The organism is Tractidigestivibacter scatoligenes, from assembly GCF_001494635.1.
Lineage (GTDB): Bacteria > Actinomycetota > Coriobacteriia > Coriobacteriales > Atopobiaceae > Tractidigestivibacter > Tractidigestivibacter scatoligenes.
Genome location: NZ_LOJF01000009.1, coordinates 553,025 through 565,623, shown reverse-complemented (window position 1 = coordinate 565,623; position 12,599 = coordinate 553,025). Strand labels below are relative to the sequence as shown.

Annotated in this window: 15 protein-coding genes and 1 tRNA gene; 8 read left to right on the top strand and 8 right to left on the bottom strand. The window is 63.7% G+C overall.

Translation table 11 applies throughout. The features are described 5' to 3' along the window. The first annotated feature begins 11 nt into the window (after positions 1-11). The 6 genes from AUL39_RS07045 to AUL39_RS07020 all read left to right on the top strand — a co-directional run bounded on the left by AUL39_RS07045 (position 12) and on the right by AUL39_RS07020 (position 5,425). Complete coding sequence (locus AUL39_RS07045; RefSeq protein WP_059054851.1) at positions 12-1,097, top strand: NAD(P)-dependent oxidoreductase; 1,086 nt, start codon at positions 12-14, stop codon at positions 1,095-1,097. A gap of 6 nt (positions 1,098-1,103) precedes the next feature. Next, on the top strand, positions 1,104-1,565 hold the full coding sequence (locus AUL39_RS07040) for a hypothetical protein (protein ID WP_059054850.1): 462 nt from the start codon (positions 1,104-1,106) through the stop codon (positions 1,563-1,565). Next, positions 1,566-2,348, top strand: a complete 783-nt coding sequence (locus tag AUL39_RS07035) for an NYN domain-containing protein (protein ID WP_032111494.1) — start codon at positions 1,566-1,568, stop codon at positions 2,346-2,348. Between the two features lie 27 nt (positions 2,349-2,375). Further along, the gene (locus tag AUL39_RS07030; RefSeq protein WP_059054849.1) at positions 2,376-2,966 is read left to right on the top strand and encodes a hypothetical protein; all 591 of its coding nucleotides are present in this window, start codon (positions 2,376-2,378) and stop codon (positions 2,964-2,966) included. A 216-nt stretch (positions 2,967-3,182) separates the two neighbouring features. Further along, positions 3,183-4,091 carry a hypothetical protein gene (locus AUL39_RS07025; protein WP_235810788.1) on the top strand — a complete coding sequence of 303 codons (909 nt, stop codon included), beginning with the start codon at positions 3,183-3,185 and terminating at the stop codon, positions 4,089-4,091. A 143-nt stretch (positions 4,092-4,234) separates the two neighbouring features. Further along, positions 4,235-5,425, top strand: coding sequence for a purine-nucleoside phosphorylase (locus AUL39_RS07020; RefSeq protein WP_059054848.1), 1,191 nt, complete (start codon positions 4,235-4,237; stop codon positions 5,423-5,425). A gap of 183 nt (positions 5,426-5,608) precedes the next feature. Here the strand turns inward: AUL39_RS07020 and AUL39_RS07015 are convergent, their stop codons facing one another. Further along, on the bottom strand, positions 5,609-6,418 hold the full coding sequence (locus AUL39_RS07015; protein ID WP_059054847.1) for a spermidine synthase: 810 nt from the start codon (positions 6,416-6,418) through the stop codon (positions 5,609-5,611). 480 nt (positions 6,419-6,898) lie between these two features. On the opposite strand from AUL39_RS07015, the gene AUL39_RS07010 reads away from it, so the two are divergent. Next, positions 6,899-6,974, top strand: a tRNA-Thr gene (locus AUL39_RS07010). A 460-nt stretch (positions 6,975-7,434) separates the two neighbouring features. Here AUL39_RS07010 and AUL39_RS07005 read toward each other — a convergent pair. From AUL39_RS07005 to AUL39_RS06980, 6 genes are all read right to left on the bottom strand, one after another. Then, positions 7,435-7,701: a hypothetical protein gene (locus AUL39_RS07005; RefSeq protein WP_059054846.1), complete on the bottom strand. Its 267-nt coding sequence runs from the start codon at positions 7,699-7,701 to the stop codon at positions 7,435-7,437. A 284-nt stretch (positions 7,702-7,985) separates the two neighbouring features. After that, on the bottom strand, positions 7,986-8,324 hold the full coding sequence (locus tag AUL39_RS07000; protein ID WP_059054845.1) for a hypothetical protein: 339 nt from the start codon (positions 8,322-8,324) through the stop codon (positions 7,986-7,988). Continuing rightward, on the bottom strand, positions 8,321-8,554 hold the full coding sequence (locus tag AUL39_RS06995; RefSeq protein WP_059054844.1) for a hypothetical protein: 234 nt from the start codon (positions 8,552-8,554) through the stop codon (positions 8,321-8,323). The genes AUL39_RS07000 and AUL39_RS06995 overlap by 4 nt, the downstream gene beginning before the upstream one ends. Before the next feature lie 15 nt (positions 8,555-8,569). Beyond that, complete coding sequence (locus AUL39_RS06990; protein WP_059054843.1) at positions 8,570-9,307, bottom strand: hypothetical protein; 738 nt, start codon at positions 9,305-9,307, stop codon at positions 8,570-8,572. 15 nt (positions 9,308-9,322) lie between these two features. Then, a complete protein-coding gene (locus tag AUL39_RS06985) occupies positions 9,323-9,535 on the bottom strand; it encodes a hypothetical protein (RefSeq protein WP_059054842.1) in 213 nt (70 codons plus the stop codon). Between the two features lie 11 nt (positions 9,536-9,546). Then, complete coding sequence (locus tag AUL39_RS06980; RefSeq protein ID WP_059054841.1) at positions 9,547-9,753, bottom strand: helix-turn-helix domain-containing protein; 207 nt, start codon at positions 9,751-9,753, stop codon at positions 9,547-9,549. Between the two features lie 113 nt (positions 9,754-9,866). Between AUL39_RS06980 and AUL39_RS06975 the strand changes: the two genes are divergently transcribed. Next, positions 9,867-10,334 carry a helix-turn-helix domain-containing protein gene (locus AUL39_RS06975; RefSeq protein ID WP_059054840.1) on the top strand — a complete coding sequence of 156 codons (468 nt, stop codon included), beginning with the start codon at positions 9,867-9,869 and terminating at the stop codon, positions 10,332-10,334. 193 nt (positions 10,335-10,527) lie between these two features. On the opposite strand, the gene AUL39_RS06970 is transcribed toward AUL39_RS06975, so the two are convergent. Continuing rightward, entirely contained in the window at positions 10,528-11,850 is a 1,323-nt protein-coding gene (locus AUL39_RS06970; protein ID WP_059054839.1) for a tyrosine-type recombinase/integrase, read from the bottom strand. Between the last annotated feature and the right edge of the window lie 749 nt (positions 11,851-12,599).

Genomic DNA, 12,599 nt, shown 5'->3' with positions numbered 1-12,599 from the left:
GGACCAAGCATATGCCCACAACCCACAGGACAAAGGTCGCCTTCATCGGCACCGGCATCATGGGCGCCCCTATCGCCGGCCACATCCTGGATGCCGGCTACGACCTCACGGTGAACAACCGCACCAAGTCGAAGGCCGAGGGGCTTCTCGCCAAGGGCGCGCACTGGGCCGACACCCCCGCCCAAGCGGCGGCCAACGCGGACGTCGTCTTCACCATGCTCGGCTATCCCGCGGACGTCGAGGACGTCTACCTCTCCACGGACGGCTTGGTGCGTGCTGCAAAGAAGGGCGCCTACCTGGTTGACCTCACGACCTCCTCGGCGCAGCTTGCCAAGGACATCCACGACGCCTGCGAGGTCGAGGACAAGCACGCCTTCGACTGCCCCGTGACCGGGGGTGACACCGGTGCCAAGGCTGGTACGCTCACGCTCATTGTGGGCGCCAAGGAGAGCTACGCCGCTCCTGTGCTGCCAATCCTCCAGTCCTTCTCGGACAAGATCTACTACATGGGCGGCGCCGGCAAGGGCCAGACGGCCAAGCTCTGCAACCAGGTCTCGCTTGCGGCGTGCATGGTGGGCTACGCGGACGCCATGGCCCTCGCCGAGCAGGGCGGCCTCGACGTTGTCCAGACGCTCGACATGGTGAGCCACGGCATGGGCGGCTCGGTAGCCATGGAGCGTCTGGCGCCCAAGTCGCTCGATGGCGACTACAAGCCCGGCTTCCTCGTGGAGCACCTGCGCAAGGACCTGGGGCTTGCGCTCGCGCAGGCCGAGGACACAGACATCACCCTTCCCGGCGCCGAGACGGCCTACACCCTCTATGACATGCTGTACCAGATTGGTGGCGCGCGTCTTGGCACCCAGGCAATAAGCCTTCTCTACCAAGACGAGGCCACCTGCACGGCGGCCGGCCTCGACTGGTCCAAGCTCGACGTGGAGGACCTTGCCGACGAGGGCGAGAAGGACGGCCACTGCTGCGGCGGCCATGGTGACGGCTGCTGCGGCGGCCACGGGGAGGGCCACGGCGGCGACGGCTGCTGCGGCGGCCACCACCACGAGGACGGCCACTGCTGCCACCACCATGGGGACGGGGAGTAGCCCCGCATGGACGAGAACAGCCTTGGCACAGGCAGCTTCGCTGTTGCCATCTTCGTGATCATGCTCTTTGCCTTTGGCCTTGTCATTGGCGAGCACGTGGGCGAGGAGATGGGCAAGAAGTGCGTCGAGAAGCGCGACTTCCACATCGCCAACCTCAAGATCATCTTGGTGGGCGTCGCAGTCTCTGCCGTGGTATGGGCTGTCCAGCTGCTCACGCTCGCTGGCCTGGTCCTTGGGCTCATGGCTGGCGCACTTGCCGGGGCAAAGATTGGCTTTGGCGAGTCCGTCGGTCCCTGGAAGTTCGCCGACAAGTACTTCAACGTGAACAAGGACCAGACCAATCGCACCGAGGCCGAGAAGGCCCGCAGACGTGCCGTGCGCAAGGCGCGCAAGGAGGGCAAGCCCGAGCCGGAACTCATGAGCGTCCAGGCAGAAGCCCCAAACGCCGAGAAGGGAACCAGGCACTAGATGGCAACCACCGACATGCCGCAGAGCTCCATTGCGGTGTTCATAGACTACGAGAACCTTGCGCTGGGCACCGGAAAGCGCAAGCGGAACGGCCACCAGGAGCCGGGCCCCGCGCCCGACGTCAAGCTCATCCTGGAGCGCCTGGTCGACAAGGGCCGCATCACGGCCAAGCGCGCCTACTGCGACTGGCAGCGCTTCGACACTGCCGTCACGCCCCTGCACGAGCTGGGCATCGAGCTCATCGAGATACCGGATCGCGCCTACACCGGCAAGAACTCGGCCGACATCCGCCTTGCCGTGGACGCCGTCGAGATGTGTCTCACCAAGGACCACATCGACACCTTTGCGATTCTCTCCGGTGACTCGGACTTCTCGCCGCTTGTCTCCAAGCTCAAGGAGTTTGGTAAGACGGTCATTGGCGTGGGCATGAAGGAGTCAACCAGTTCGCTTCTGGCCGAGGTCTGCGACGAGTTCATCTTCTACGAGGACCTCACCCGCTCGGCGGGCATCCCGGACTTCTCGCAGAAGGTTCCCAAGGAGAAGCAGCCCTGCTACCAGCTGCTCTTCGAGACCATCGACGCTCTGCAGCGCGAGAGCGACTCGTTCATCCTGGCAAGTCGCCTGAAGGACACCATGCGCCGCAAGCGTCCGCAGTTCTCGGAGGGCTCGTTTGGGTACCGTTCCTTCACGGCGCTCATCCGCGAGGCAGCGAAGCTTGGCTTTATCGACATCCACCAGGACCCCAAGAGTGGAACCGTCGTGGTAGACGGCTTCCACGAGTAGCGCGGGGCTAAGAGAGGAGACTTGGCAATGGCAGAGGAGAACAACAAGACTATGAGCGCGGCGGGCGTCGCGGCCCTGATTGACGGCCTTTCGGCATCGAGCCGTAGGCACCGTCAGGAGGTCTCGCAGGACATCGCGGCCGTGGCGGCAAAGGACCCGTCGCTGCTCGCCGGCCACATCGACGCGCTGGTCGACGCCCTTGACCGCCCGGAGGCACAGACGCGCTGGGAGGTGCTCGACGCCCTCTCCACCATGACGGACGCATACGCCGACCAGGTGAGCGCCGCCTTCGACGGCGCCGAGGCGTCGCTCTTCGACGACGACTCCGCGACGGTGCGCCTGGCAGCGTTCCTCTTCCTCTGCCGCCTGGGGGCCACCTCTCCCGCGCGCTCCGACGAGGTCTGGCCGCTTCTGGACGAGGCGATCCAGTGCTACCACGGCGATGCCGAGTACCGCGACATGCTCGAGGGGCTTCTCGCCTTCGCCGGCGGCGACATCTCCAAGAAGACGGCCAAGGAGCTTGTCTCGCGCGTGAAGTTTGACGCGGAGAGCGGCAACGGCTACATCAAGCAGTTCTCGGGCGACATTCTTTCGGTTACAAAGAGCAAGGCAAAGTAGGGTTTCTCGCCCGTGGCTGTCCCTCGATAGAGCCGCCGCGCATTCATGCTGCCGGCTTTAAGGTTGGCTGCGTGCATGTGCGGACACGGGGGAGTGTTGGCAGGCAAGCCGGGCGGCGGGCCTTGCTGCGTTAGAATGCCAAACGTATGTATCCGCCGAGCATCAAATGCAGATTCATGACGCGGGGCTTCCCGCGCCGATTCGAGAGGTGAGCACATGGCAGACAGTACCATCGAGAAGAACAGCGCCAAGGGGGGTACCGCCAAGACCTCCGGCGCGCCAAAGGCCCCTAAGGGTTCGAAGCGTTCGCTGGGCACCCCCGTCTGGATTGCCATCTGCGTCGTGGCACTTGTCGTGGGCGTCCTTTGCGGCCACTTCCTGCTCTCTGGTGGCTCGGGCACGGCAACCGGCAGCACGACCATCAGCGAGTCTCAGCTTGACTCCACCATTGCCACCTATACCTACAACGGCTCCAGCCACGCCATCACCGCGCGCGAGGTTCTCGAGCAGAACGGCTCCCTTGATAACCAGTCCAACGATGACGGCACCTACAACGTTCCCTCTGCAGATGACATCCTGAGCTACGCCCGCAACGCGGTCGTGCTCGAGGATGCCAATAGCCAGAACATCACCGTGACCGACGACGTGAGCCAGTACGCGCAGAGTACCCTCGGCACCGATGACTACGCTACCATCGGCTCCAACTACGGCCTGGACGAGGATGCTACCAAGTCGCTGCTCCATGACGCTGCGGTCATCAAGAAGCTCCGTGACTCCGTGGTTACCACCACGGTGCCCGACCAGCCCACCGCTCCCACTGCGCCCTCTGACGGCAACCAGGACACCACCTCGGCGGACTACGCGCAGTACATCATCAACCTTGCCGGCGACGAGTGGGACTCTGCCAACAACACGTGGGCAAGCACCGACGGCACGTACTACTCGGCCCTCTCGACCTACTCCATCTCCAATGACTCTGCCAGCTACGCTGCCGCCGAGCAGGCCTACTACGTGGCGTACTCCAACTACTCCACCGCGGCCTCCCAGGCGTCGAGCGAGTGGACGGCCTACGTCAACACGCTGCTCTCCAAGACTTCCATCCAGATTAGCTCTCTGGCGGTCTAAGAGCTGCGTTACGAGTTTCCTTGCGGGGACGGGGCGTTGCGCTCCGTCCCCTTTTTGATGACAATTTTGATGAACCGAGAGGTGCGTTGCGCGGCGGGTGTGGGGCTTCTCTGCCAGTCGTCTGTCGCGAGAGGGGAGTGCCAATGCGTGCGATTGTGAGTGCCTGCCTTCTGGGGAAGCCCGTGCGCTATGACGGTGGAGCCAAGCCGTGCCAGGCCGTTCTCGACCTTGCCCAGAAGCTCGAGGTGACGCCCGTGTGTCCCGAGACGGCGGCGCGGCTGCCCGTGCCACGTCCACCTGCCGAGCAGCGCGGCGGTCGCGTGTGGCTGCGCGACGGCACCGACGTGACCGAGGACTTCCGGCGCGGGAGTGAGGAGATGCTCGCCGTTGCGCGCCGTGCGGGGGCGCCGCTCGCCGTCCTCAAGGCAAAAAGCCCGTCATGCGGCGTTCACGTCATCTACGATGGTACGTATACCGGAAGTCTTACCGAGGGGGAGGGCGTCTATGCCCGGCTCCTCGAGGAGGAGGGGATCTGCGTGGTTAGCGAGGAGACGGTTCAGTCCTGCAAGCCCTCTGTGGAGCATCCCGTTGCCATCGTGCTGGGGACTGGCCTGGGGCACCTTGCCAAGCTCGTCAAGCCCGTGCGCCGTATCGACTATCACGACATCGAGGGGTTCCCGGAGTCCGCGCGTCCCGTGCGGGGGCACGACTTCGAGGCCACGATTGGCACCATCGATGACGTGCCCGTGGTGGTGTATCCCGGCCGCATCCACCTCTACCAGGGCTACTCTGCCTCTGAGGTCACCTCGCTCGTGCGGCACGCGTTTCGCCTGGGATGCCGTGACATCATCTTTGCCTGCGCTACGGGCGCGGTCGAGGGAAACGCCAAGGTGGGCCTTGGCCTTCTCACCGACCAGATCAACCTCACGGGGAGAAACCCGCTTGCCGAGTGGGACGAGCTGCGCGACGTCGACACGCCGTTTGTGGACATGAGCGAGGCCTTCTCGCCCTACCTGCGCACGCTTGCCCAGGGCGTGGCCGATGACGCCGGCATTGGGCTGCAGCAGGGCGTCTACGCCGGCATGCTGGGTCCTTCGTTCGAGACGCCGGCAGAGGTTGCGGCCCTGCGTGCGCTTGGCGTCTCGTTTGCGGGCATGTCCACGGTGAACGAGGTCATCATGGCCCGCGCGCTTGACATGAACGTGCTGGGGCTTACGCTGGCGACCAACATGGCGGGTTCGGCCGACACGGACCACAGCTCCGTGCTTGCCTGCGCCGAGCGCTACTCCGAGGACTTCGAGCGACTGGTCCGCGGCGTGCTAAGGATGCTGTAGGGCACCGCGCGCCTGGTGGCGGCGGGACGGCGTGCACGAAGACGCATCTCGTACGAAATCCCGTCGGAAATCCTCTCTCGGGCGTCATTTCGGCGCCCGAGAGCATGTTTTAGCAGCGTTTGCGTACAAAGTTGCTCCTCCGCGCCCGATTCTCGCCGGAGGGTTTTCTCTGTCGGCTGCTGCCTACAGTGTGTCGTCATGGAGGGCGTCGCCGAGAAAGTCCTCGTCAAAGGGGATGGCGTCGGGAAGGTCGAGCGGGGCGTCCGAGGCAAAGACGATGTAATTCTCGCCGACGTTCTGGTGGTCAACCACCAAAGTGATCTCTACGTGGGCGAAGGTTGCCACAAGGTCTGCGGTGACGCTTCTCAGAAAGCCGTTGCCGGGGTCGTTCTCGTCTGGAACCACGTTGGCGAGAAGGACGCCGTGTGGGGAAAGCGCCTGGTGGGCGGCCTGAAATGCCTCCACGGTGGCAAGGGAGAGCACGGGCGTATCGCGGACAAAGGCGTCCAGAACGATGGCGTCATACGAGGAGGGTGCGGTGTCGTTGAGCACCCGGCGGCCGTCCGCGCAGATCACGTTGAGCTGGCCTCCGCCGCGCTGCTGAAGCTCACGGGCCTCGTCGAGGTAGAACCAGCGCCGAGCGACGTCAATCACAGCGGGGTCAATCTCGACCACGTCGGTCACGGTGGCAGGGTGCTTCTCGGCAACGTATTTGGGGAAGGCAAAGCCACCGCCGCCAATGGCGAGAAGTCGCTGGGTCTTCGTCACCAGGTCAAAGACGCGACCGAAGGCTCGGTGGTAGGCAAACGGGGGCTCCATGCGCCGGGGACCCAGAAGCGTTGCGGACTGCCAGACTCCGCCGGTGCTGAGGATTCGCTGCCATTCGCCGTGCGCGTGCGTTGTGTGAATGATGGCCAGGCCAGACTGGGTGCGCACAACGTGTGGGAGGAGCTCTGCAGGGGAGGGGAAGTAGCTGTTTGGGCTGTCTGCCATGCTCGTCTCCCGTTGGTTGATGCCTGCGCTGGCTCACCATGATAGCGATGAGGGGCCTCTGCTGGCGTGGCGCGGGGGGTTGTTGCTTTGGTGCCGAGCTTGTCGTCTTTGCACGTGTTTGGGAGAGGCGTTGTTGTCCGCGTGGGGGTAGGGTGCACAAAAAGGGGTGCTCCCAGGCGAGGACTGCTTGGAATCCATTGTGGCGCCGGAAGCTTGCCGTTCCCCGTTTAGCACTGATTGTTCTCTGCTTTCTCGGCGTGGCGAGCTTGGCGAAGGCTGCATTCTTGCAAATTCCGATTGGTTAGCGCGACCTAACCAATCGTTTTTTGCAGGAGTGAGTCTAATCGATTGGAATCTACGGTTTTGGGTTATGAAGGTGTGCCAGCAGAGGTGAGTGACGAGGGAATACGTGAAGAAATCCAAGCTGACGCTTGCAAAGCCGGGCGTGTCCCCGTATAGTAGTTGAGCGCTCAAGCGCAAGCCAGCATAGCTCAGTTGGTAGAGCACCGCTCTCGTAAAGCGGGGGTCATCAGTTCGAGTCTGATTGCTGGCTCCATGTAAAACAGCAGGTCATGGGCATTGTTCGCCCATGACCTCTTTTCATGCGTGGCCCCTGAATCGGCGTTTAGTCTACGAATGGTCTACGAACTCCCCAATCACCCGCCCCGGGAGTCTCCAGAACCGCCGCCCATGGCGTCGAGGACGGCCCCCAGCGCCGCCATGCCCTCGGGGTCATCCGGCCCCCATAACGCCACCTTTACGCGCTTCGTACGCGCTTCGCTCCCGTTTTACGGACTCGAGAATCCCCGAAACGCCCGCCCTTTATGGCACTCGCATTTATCGCTTTTTGGGACTCGGATTTATCGCACACCGCCGCGTTTACGGTCTCCGGTTTCTCCGACACGCCGCCCCTTTTATGGACTGGCAAATCTGGCGCACCGTGGGCGGGCGCATGAAAAGGGGAGGCCCCGCCGCGTGGCGGAACCTCCCCCCGTCTTCGGTGTGCGCGTTCGCGCCTACTCGGCGTCAGCCTCTCCGCCCTCGGCCTTGAGCCTCTTCTCGATAAATGCGGCCTCGGCATCGCGGCCCGTCGCCATGAGATAGGCCCGGTACCGCTCCACCTCGGGGCCTCCACCGTCCAGCACTCGGCCCCTGTCCGCCTCCACTAGGCGGCATATGTAGCCGGACATTCCGCCCGGCTCACTCGTTGCCACCCACTCAACCCAACCGTCCGTGGTTGGGTCCAGGTATGCCATGACGCGCCGCGCCCCGTTGCGTCCCATGCCCCGCGCCCCCTTGCCTATGTCGGTTGCCTTGGCTAACATCATATCATAGGCCGGTTAACCGGTATGCATACAACTTTGTATACCGGCAAACCGTGATAATCTACCTTATGTAAAGTAGGCCCAATGGATGCATATATACATAGACAGATTGCATAACGCGCGTTCTACCTGCTGCTTTAACCATATGTCGTATAATGGTTTGTCCGGTTTCGGTCGCTTGTTGGCGATTATTGGGCTATGAAACCCACAAAAACGCTGGCTTTATCGCGCACCGCCTGCCCTCACTCGCATACCCCGGACCACTCGCGCATTACGCGCGCCATCTCCGGGTTTGTGGCGGGGGGGGGGCAATCGGGCAGGGATAGCACGGGGATTTTCCCCACCATGAGCGCAAGGCCCGTGAGGTCGCGCAACGTGAGGTCGAGCGGTTCGGCCTGCGCCCTCCGCAGGGTGTCCGCCGCATCCGTCGAGCCTTCCGCGTAGAGCGCCGCTATCACGTCCGCCGCGCCGTCGCCGTCGGTTCCCAGCTGTCGCGATACGTTGGCCCGCACGAACTCGCACGCCGTACGAACGTCGGCGTCCATGGCAAGCCCCTCGAAGTCGATAATCTCGCCGCTCACTCCGCACCGCCTCCCCTCGTTGCCCCCTGCGCCGCCCGGCACGCCGCCGCGAGGTCGCGCGAGAGTCCGTCTAGCACGTCTGATACCGTCTCCAGAGCGTCGTCCCCCGGCTCGTTCGGGGACGTGATGACGGCAACGAGCAGCTGCGAAGCCCCCGCCGCCCGCCTCCTCGCGTCCTCCATGGCGTCCAGCGCCGCCGCCAACGCCCTCCGCTCCCTCGTTGCCTCCATGGCTCCTCCTAGCTCCTAGACCTCGCTCGTTCGCATTTCCGCGCCTCGGTACCGCCCCGCCCGTATGTCCTCCCACGTCCGCGAGCGCGCGTACCTCGCGTGCGTGGCCTCCTGCTCCGGCGTGAGGTCGCGCCCGGCCACGAACGCCGCCCACGCCTCTCGCAGCGTCTCCGTGGCGAGCGGCCCCGGCTCCTCGGGCGCTTCTTTCGTGCCCGTGGGCACGGGAGCGACGCGCCGCGCGTGGAGCGCGTCGCTCCCTTTTTTGTTCTTCTTCTTTAAGTGGGTACCGATTTCGGTACCCTTTGAGGGCGAATAGGGTTCCGTATCCGGTACCCTTTGGGCCTCATAGGGTTCCATGTCCGGTACCCTTTGGGAGTTTTCAACATAGGGTTCCGTATCCGGTACCCTTTGAGCGTCTGAATAGGGTTCCGTATCCGGTACCCTTTGAACGACCTCATATCTTGCCACGCAGCCCTTGTGACCTTTGGAAATGCGCGCAATTACGCCCTTCTTGCAAAGTCCCGAAAGCGCCTTTTTGACGGTCGCCTCGGAGAAGCCCAAAACCCCGGCTACGTCGCTTGCGGTCGTGAAGTACTCTCTTCCCCTGAACGTGTGCACGCCCAGCGGTTTTCCCGGCTCCTGCCACTCTAGGTAGGCGCATAGGACGGCCCGCTCGTTGGCGGTCGCGCCAACGTCAACCAGCCGCCTGTTGAGCCACCGGTAAACCCTGCTGTAGGATTCCTTGCGTGCCACGCCGTCCCCCCCGGCCTACTCGTTGCCTCGGGCGTCCGGGAGGGCGGCCACCGGCACGCGCCATGACCTACGCAGGCGCACAACGCCGGGTATCTCGCCATCCCACGCCATGCGTAGGGCGGTCGCGTAGCTTATCGAGTACGCCTCGGCGTACGTCTTCAAATCCGTGTAGCTCGAAACCGGCGTGAGGATGCATCGCACCCCGCGCCCAACGTCGAACGCCTCCATTGCCATTCCCCCTAAATGTCCACTCCCAGGCGCTCCAAAGCCTTCTTTGTCGGTATGCGCCACTCCCTGCCGACCTTGGTAGCGGGTATGGCCCCGCTCTTGCACATGCGGGAAATGTAGGTCCGCCCGTACCCAACGAGGGAGGCGAATTCTCCCGCCGTCATGAGCGCCGGGAGGACCCCAACGTCATTTACCAAAGTTCTGTTTTCCGCCGTCATGCCTGCACCTCCTATGTGCGTGTGTGTTTATGACACACACTCAAAATACCATATAAGCAATATCATGTCGGCCATAATCACGTATTTGATTTCTATGCCAGCAAGGGGCCAACATGGATGCAAAGACGGCTATACAGTGGATGGTAATTTCATCGGGAAAGACCCCAAGCGAGCTTGCGTCGAGCATCGGGAAGGGCCGTACGTACGTTTACACCGTCCTTAATCAGGAATCTGTTCCGAGGCTTGACACGTTCGCCCGCCTCGCCCGCGCGTGCGGATACCGGCTGGTTCTCGAGACGGAGGACGGCAGCAGGGGCGTGGAGCTTTATACGGAGGTTGACGAAAGGGGGGAGGAATCAACCCCCGTGGAAGACCTCGCATACGACCTCGCCGAAAAGTCAATAGGCGATGAAGCAATGGAAAACCTGCCCATCGATTTGAGGGAACACCTCGTTTCGACGTTTGCCCCCTCCGCCCTGGACTCCATACGCAGGCGCGAGGCAATGTTCTTCGAGGATGGCGACCACCGGGAAGACGCCTGCGACACAATCACGACGGATATGTTCTCGCCCGGGTGGTAACCGGTCACCATAAGTGCCATAACCCCCGCGAACATGGCCGATTCTAAGCCCCTCTAACCCCCGCAGCCGCCCCGTGTGGGCGTTTGCCCGTGCGGGGCGTTGTCGCGGCCCATGGGGGGCCAATGGTAGCCACTCGGGGCCATTCCACGGGTACCGCACGCCGGGCGGAGGCGGGGCAATGCGTCGCCCTGGGCTACACGGCCCGCAGCGCGACCGCCTGGCTCCCGGCGTCGAGCAGCGGGGCGGCCTGCGCCATGGCCCGCGCCCTCGCGTCCGCGTCCGAGGCAGCGTAGACGTTCAGCGTCATTGCCGCGTCTGCGTGGCCCATGAGGGCCGACACGCTCTTCACGTCGGCCCCCGCCGCCACCTGCACCGTGGCGAACGTGTGCCGCAGGTCGTGGAACGTCACCACGCGCCCCTCCGTGCCCGTGACTGGCTCCCTGCCCGGCTCCCAGCCGTCGCCCCTCCTGCGCCCGTCCTCGGCGCTCCTGGCGTGCCTGCCCGCCGCGAGCTTGGCCCAGAGCCTCCCCAGCGCGTGTGGCGTGAAGTGCGAGCCGTCGGCGTAGCCGAGGACGTAGCACTCGGCGAACGGAACGGCCATGTCACCGCGCCGCCACTCGGCCTCCTGCGCCGCGCGCCACGCCGCGAGGTCCGCCGCGAGCGCCCGCGTCATGGGCACGTCGCGCGCGCCCGCCTTGCTCTTCGGCCCCTTGGCGTAGGTGTGCCGCCCGTCCTTGGCCGCGAGCGTCCCACGGTCGCCAATCGAGCGGCGAACGTGTATCACGCCGCCCTCGGCGTCAACGTCCCCCCAGCGCAGCCCGCAGCACTCGCCGCGCCTCATGCCCGCGTGGAGGGCGAGCCTCGCGCCCACCCTCAGCCTCGGGTTCGCGGCCACGTCCAGCAGGGCGTTCACCCTGCGCACCCCCTCGGCGTCTAGCGCGTTCGGGGCCGCGTGGGAGGCCTTGGGGAGGTCGTGCCGCCTTATCTGCGCCGTGCAGGGGTTGGCGGCCATGTCCCCCACCTCCACGGCCCTCTCGCAGGTCTGCTCGAGCAGCGCGAACGCCTTTCGCACCGTCGCGGGTGCCTTGCCCGCGTCCACCATGCCCGATACCCACGCCCTCACGTCCTTCGGCGCAAGCTCCGCCATGGCGACGCCCGCGAGCGGGGAGAATAGCGGCATGTAGTCGAGGTACCCCCGCGCCGTCGTGTCCTCGATGGTCCCGCGCCGGGCCTCAACGTCGCGCCTCACGTACTCGGCCACGCCGTCCCTGCCCGTGTAGACGGCCCCCCTGCACGACGCCACCCACGCTGCCAGGGCCTCGCGGGCGGCCTTGACGTTCCTCGTTGACCTCCCGCCCGCCGTCACGATGGCGGCCCCGTGGGCGTCCGTCAGGGCCTTGGCCTTGGTCCTCCACGCGCCGCCCCCGTCCTTGTAGCGGACCTGCCCAATCCAGCGGTAGGCCCCCTTGTACGGCCTCTTGGCAAGGCTCCCGGTGCCCGCTACCTCGAACCCCATAACCGCGCCCCCCTCGGTCTACGGAAACCGGCGTTTAGTCTACGAACGGTCTACGAACTTGCCAGTCACTCAATGTTCGCTAATGGTTTCTATTGGTCATTATATGACCTAATTAGCAGGTGAAACGTTGGGGTTGGCGGTTACCTGCGTTCGTCAACAAACACCACATGGTATGTAGACCCCTACACTCGTAAAGCGGGGGTCATCAGTTCGAGTCTGATTGCTGGCTCCAGTGTTTTCGCAGGTCAGGGCACATGCTGTCCTGACCTTTCTCATTAGTGTGAGGACGATTTTCGGCAAAAGGGTAGAATCTAGGGTAGAATCCTGCAGTAAAATTAGTCTGTTTTCAGGGCCAGCGAAATTAGTTGCTATCGAGGCAAATCTGGCGCCATCTAAATTGATTGCCGCACCTATTTCCTCTCGCCATCTTTATTTTTTCCATCTTCAGAATCCCGTCTGGCTGGATTTCTGACTGCGTCTCGCAGGGGTGGCTGATGCCGCAATTTGCTGAGAGCTAATGAATCGCCATCGCGCCTTTAGCTATCCTGAATGTAATACCCTTGACGTTACATTGTCCCTTGCCGCTTAATCGCGAAGCCCCGTCCCCGTGAGGGGTGTTCCTACGTTAAGCCTTCGCGCAGACGGGAGTTTGACTATGTCAAAAGCCGAGCGCCCGGCGAGACAGCATGGCCTGATTTTCTACATCGTCTCCCTCGTTATAGCCGAGTTCATCATCCTGATGGTTGCGT

Coding starts and splice junctions, on each gene's coding strand:
- AUL39_RS07045 (WP_059054851.1), top strand. CDS start 12: ATGCCCACAACCCACAGGACAAAGGTCGCCTTCATCGGCACCGGCATC.
- AUL39_RS07040 (WP_059054850.1), top strand. CDS start 1,104: ATGGACGAGAACAGCCTTGGCACAGGCAGCTTCGCTGTTGCCATCTTC.
- AUL39_RS07035 (WP_032111494.1), top strand. CDS start 1,566: ATGGCAACCACCGACATGCCGCAGAGCTCCATTGCGGTGTTCATAGAC.
- AUL39_RS07030 (WP_059054849.1), top strand. CDS start 2,376: ATGGCAGAGGAGAACAACAAGACTATGAGCGCGGCGGGCGTCGCGGCC.
- AUL39_RS07025 (WP_235810788.1), top strand. CDS start 3,183: ATGGCAGACAGTACCATCGAGAAGAACAGCGCCAAGGGGGGTACCGCC.
- AUL39_RS07020 (WP_059054848.1), top strand. CDS start 4,235: ATGCGTGCGATTGTGAGTGCCTGCCTTCTGGGGAAGCCCGTGCGCTAT.
- AUL39_RS07015 (WP_059054847.1), bottom strand. CDS start 6,418: ATGGCAGACAGCCCAAACAGCTACTTCCCCTCCCCTGCAGAGCTCCTC.
- AUL39_RS07005 (WP_059054846.1), bottom strand. CDS start 7,701: ATGGGACGCAACGGGGCGCGGCGCGTCATGGCATACCTGGACCCAACC.
- AUL39_RS06995 (WP_059054844.1), bottom strand. CDS start 8,554: ATGGAGGCAACGAGGGAGCGGAGGGCGTTGGCGGCGGCGCTGGACGCC.
- AUL39_RS06985 (WP_059054842.1), bottom strand. CDS start 9,535: ATGGAGGCGTTCGACGTTGGGCGCGGGGTGCGATGCATCCTCACGCCG.
- AUL39_RS06980 (WP_059054841.1), bottom strand. CDS start 9,753: ATGACGGCGGAAAACAGAACTTTGGTAAATGACGTTGGGGTCCTCCCG.
- AUL39_RS06975 (WP_059054840.1), top strand. CDS start 9,867: ATGGATGCAAAGACGGCTATACAGTGGATGGTAATTTCATCGGGAAAG.
- AUL39_RS06970 (WP_059054839.1), bottom strand. CDS start 11,850: ATGGGGTTCGAGGTAGCGGGCACCGGGAGCCTTGCCAAGAGGCCGTAC.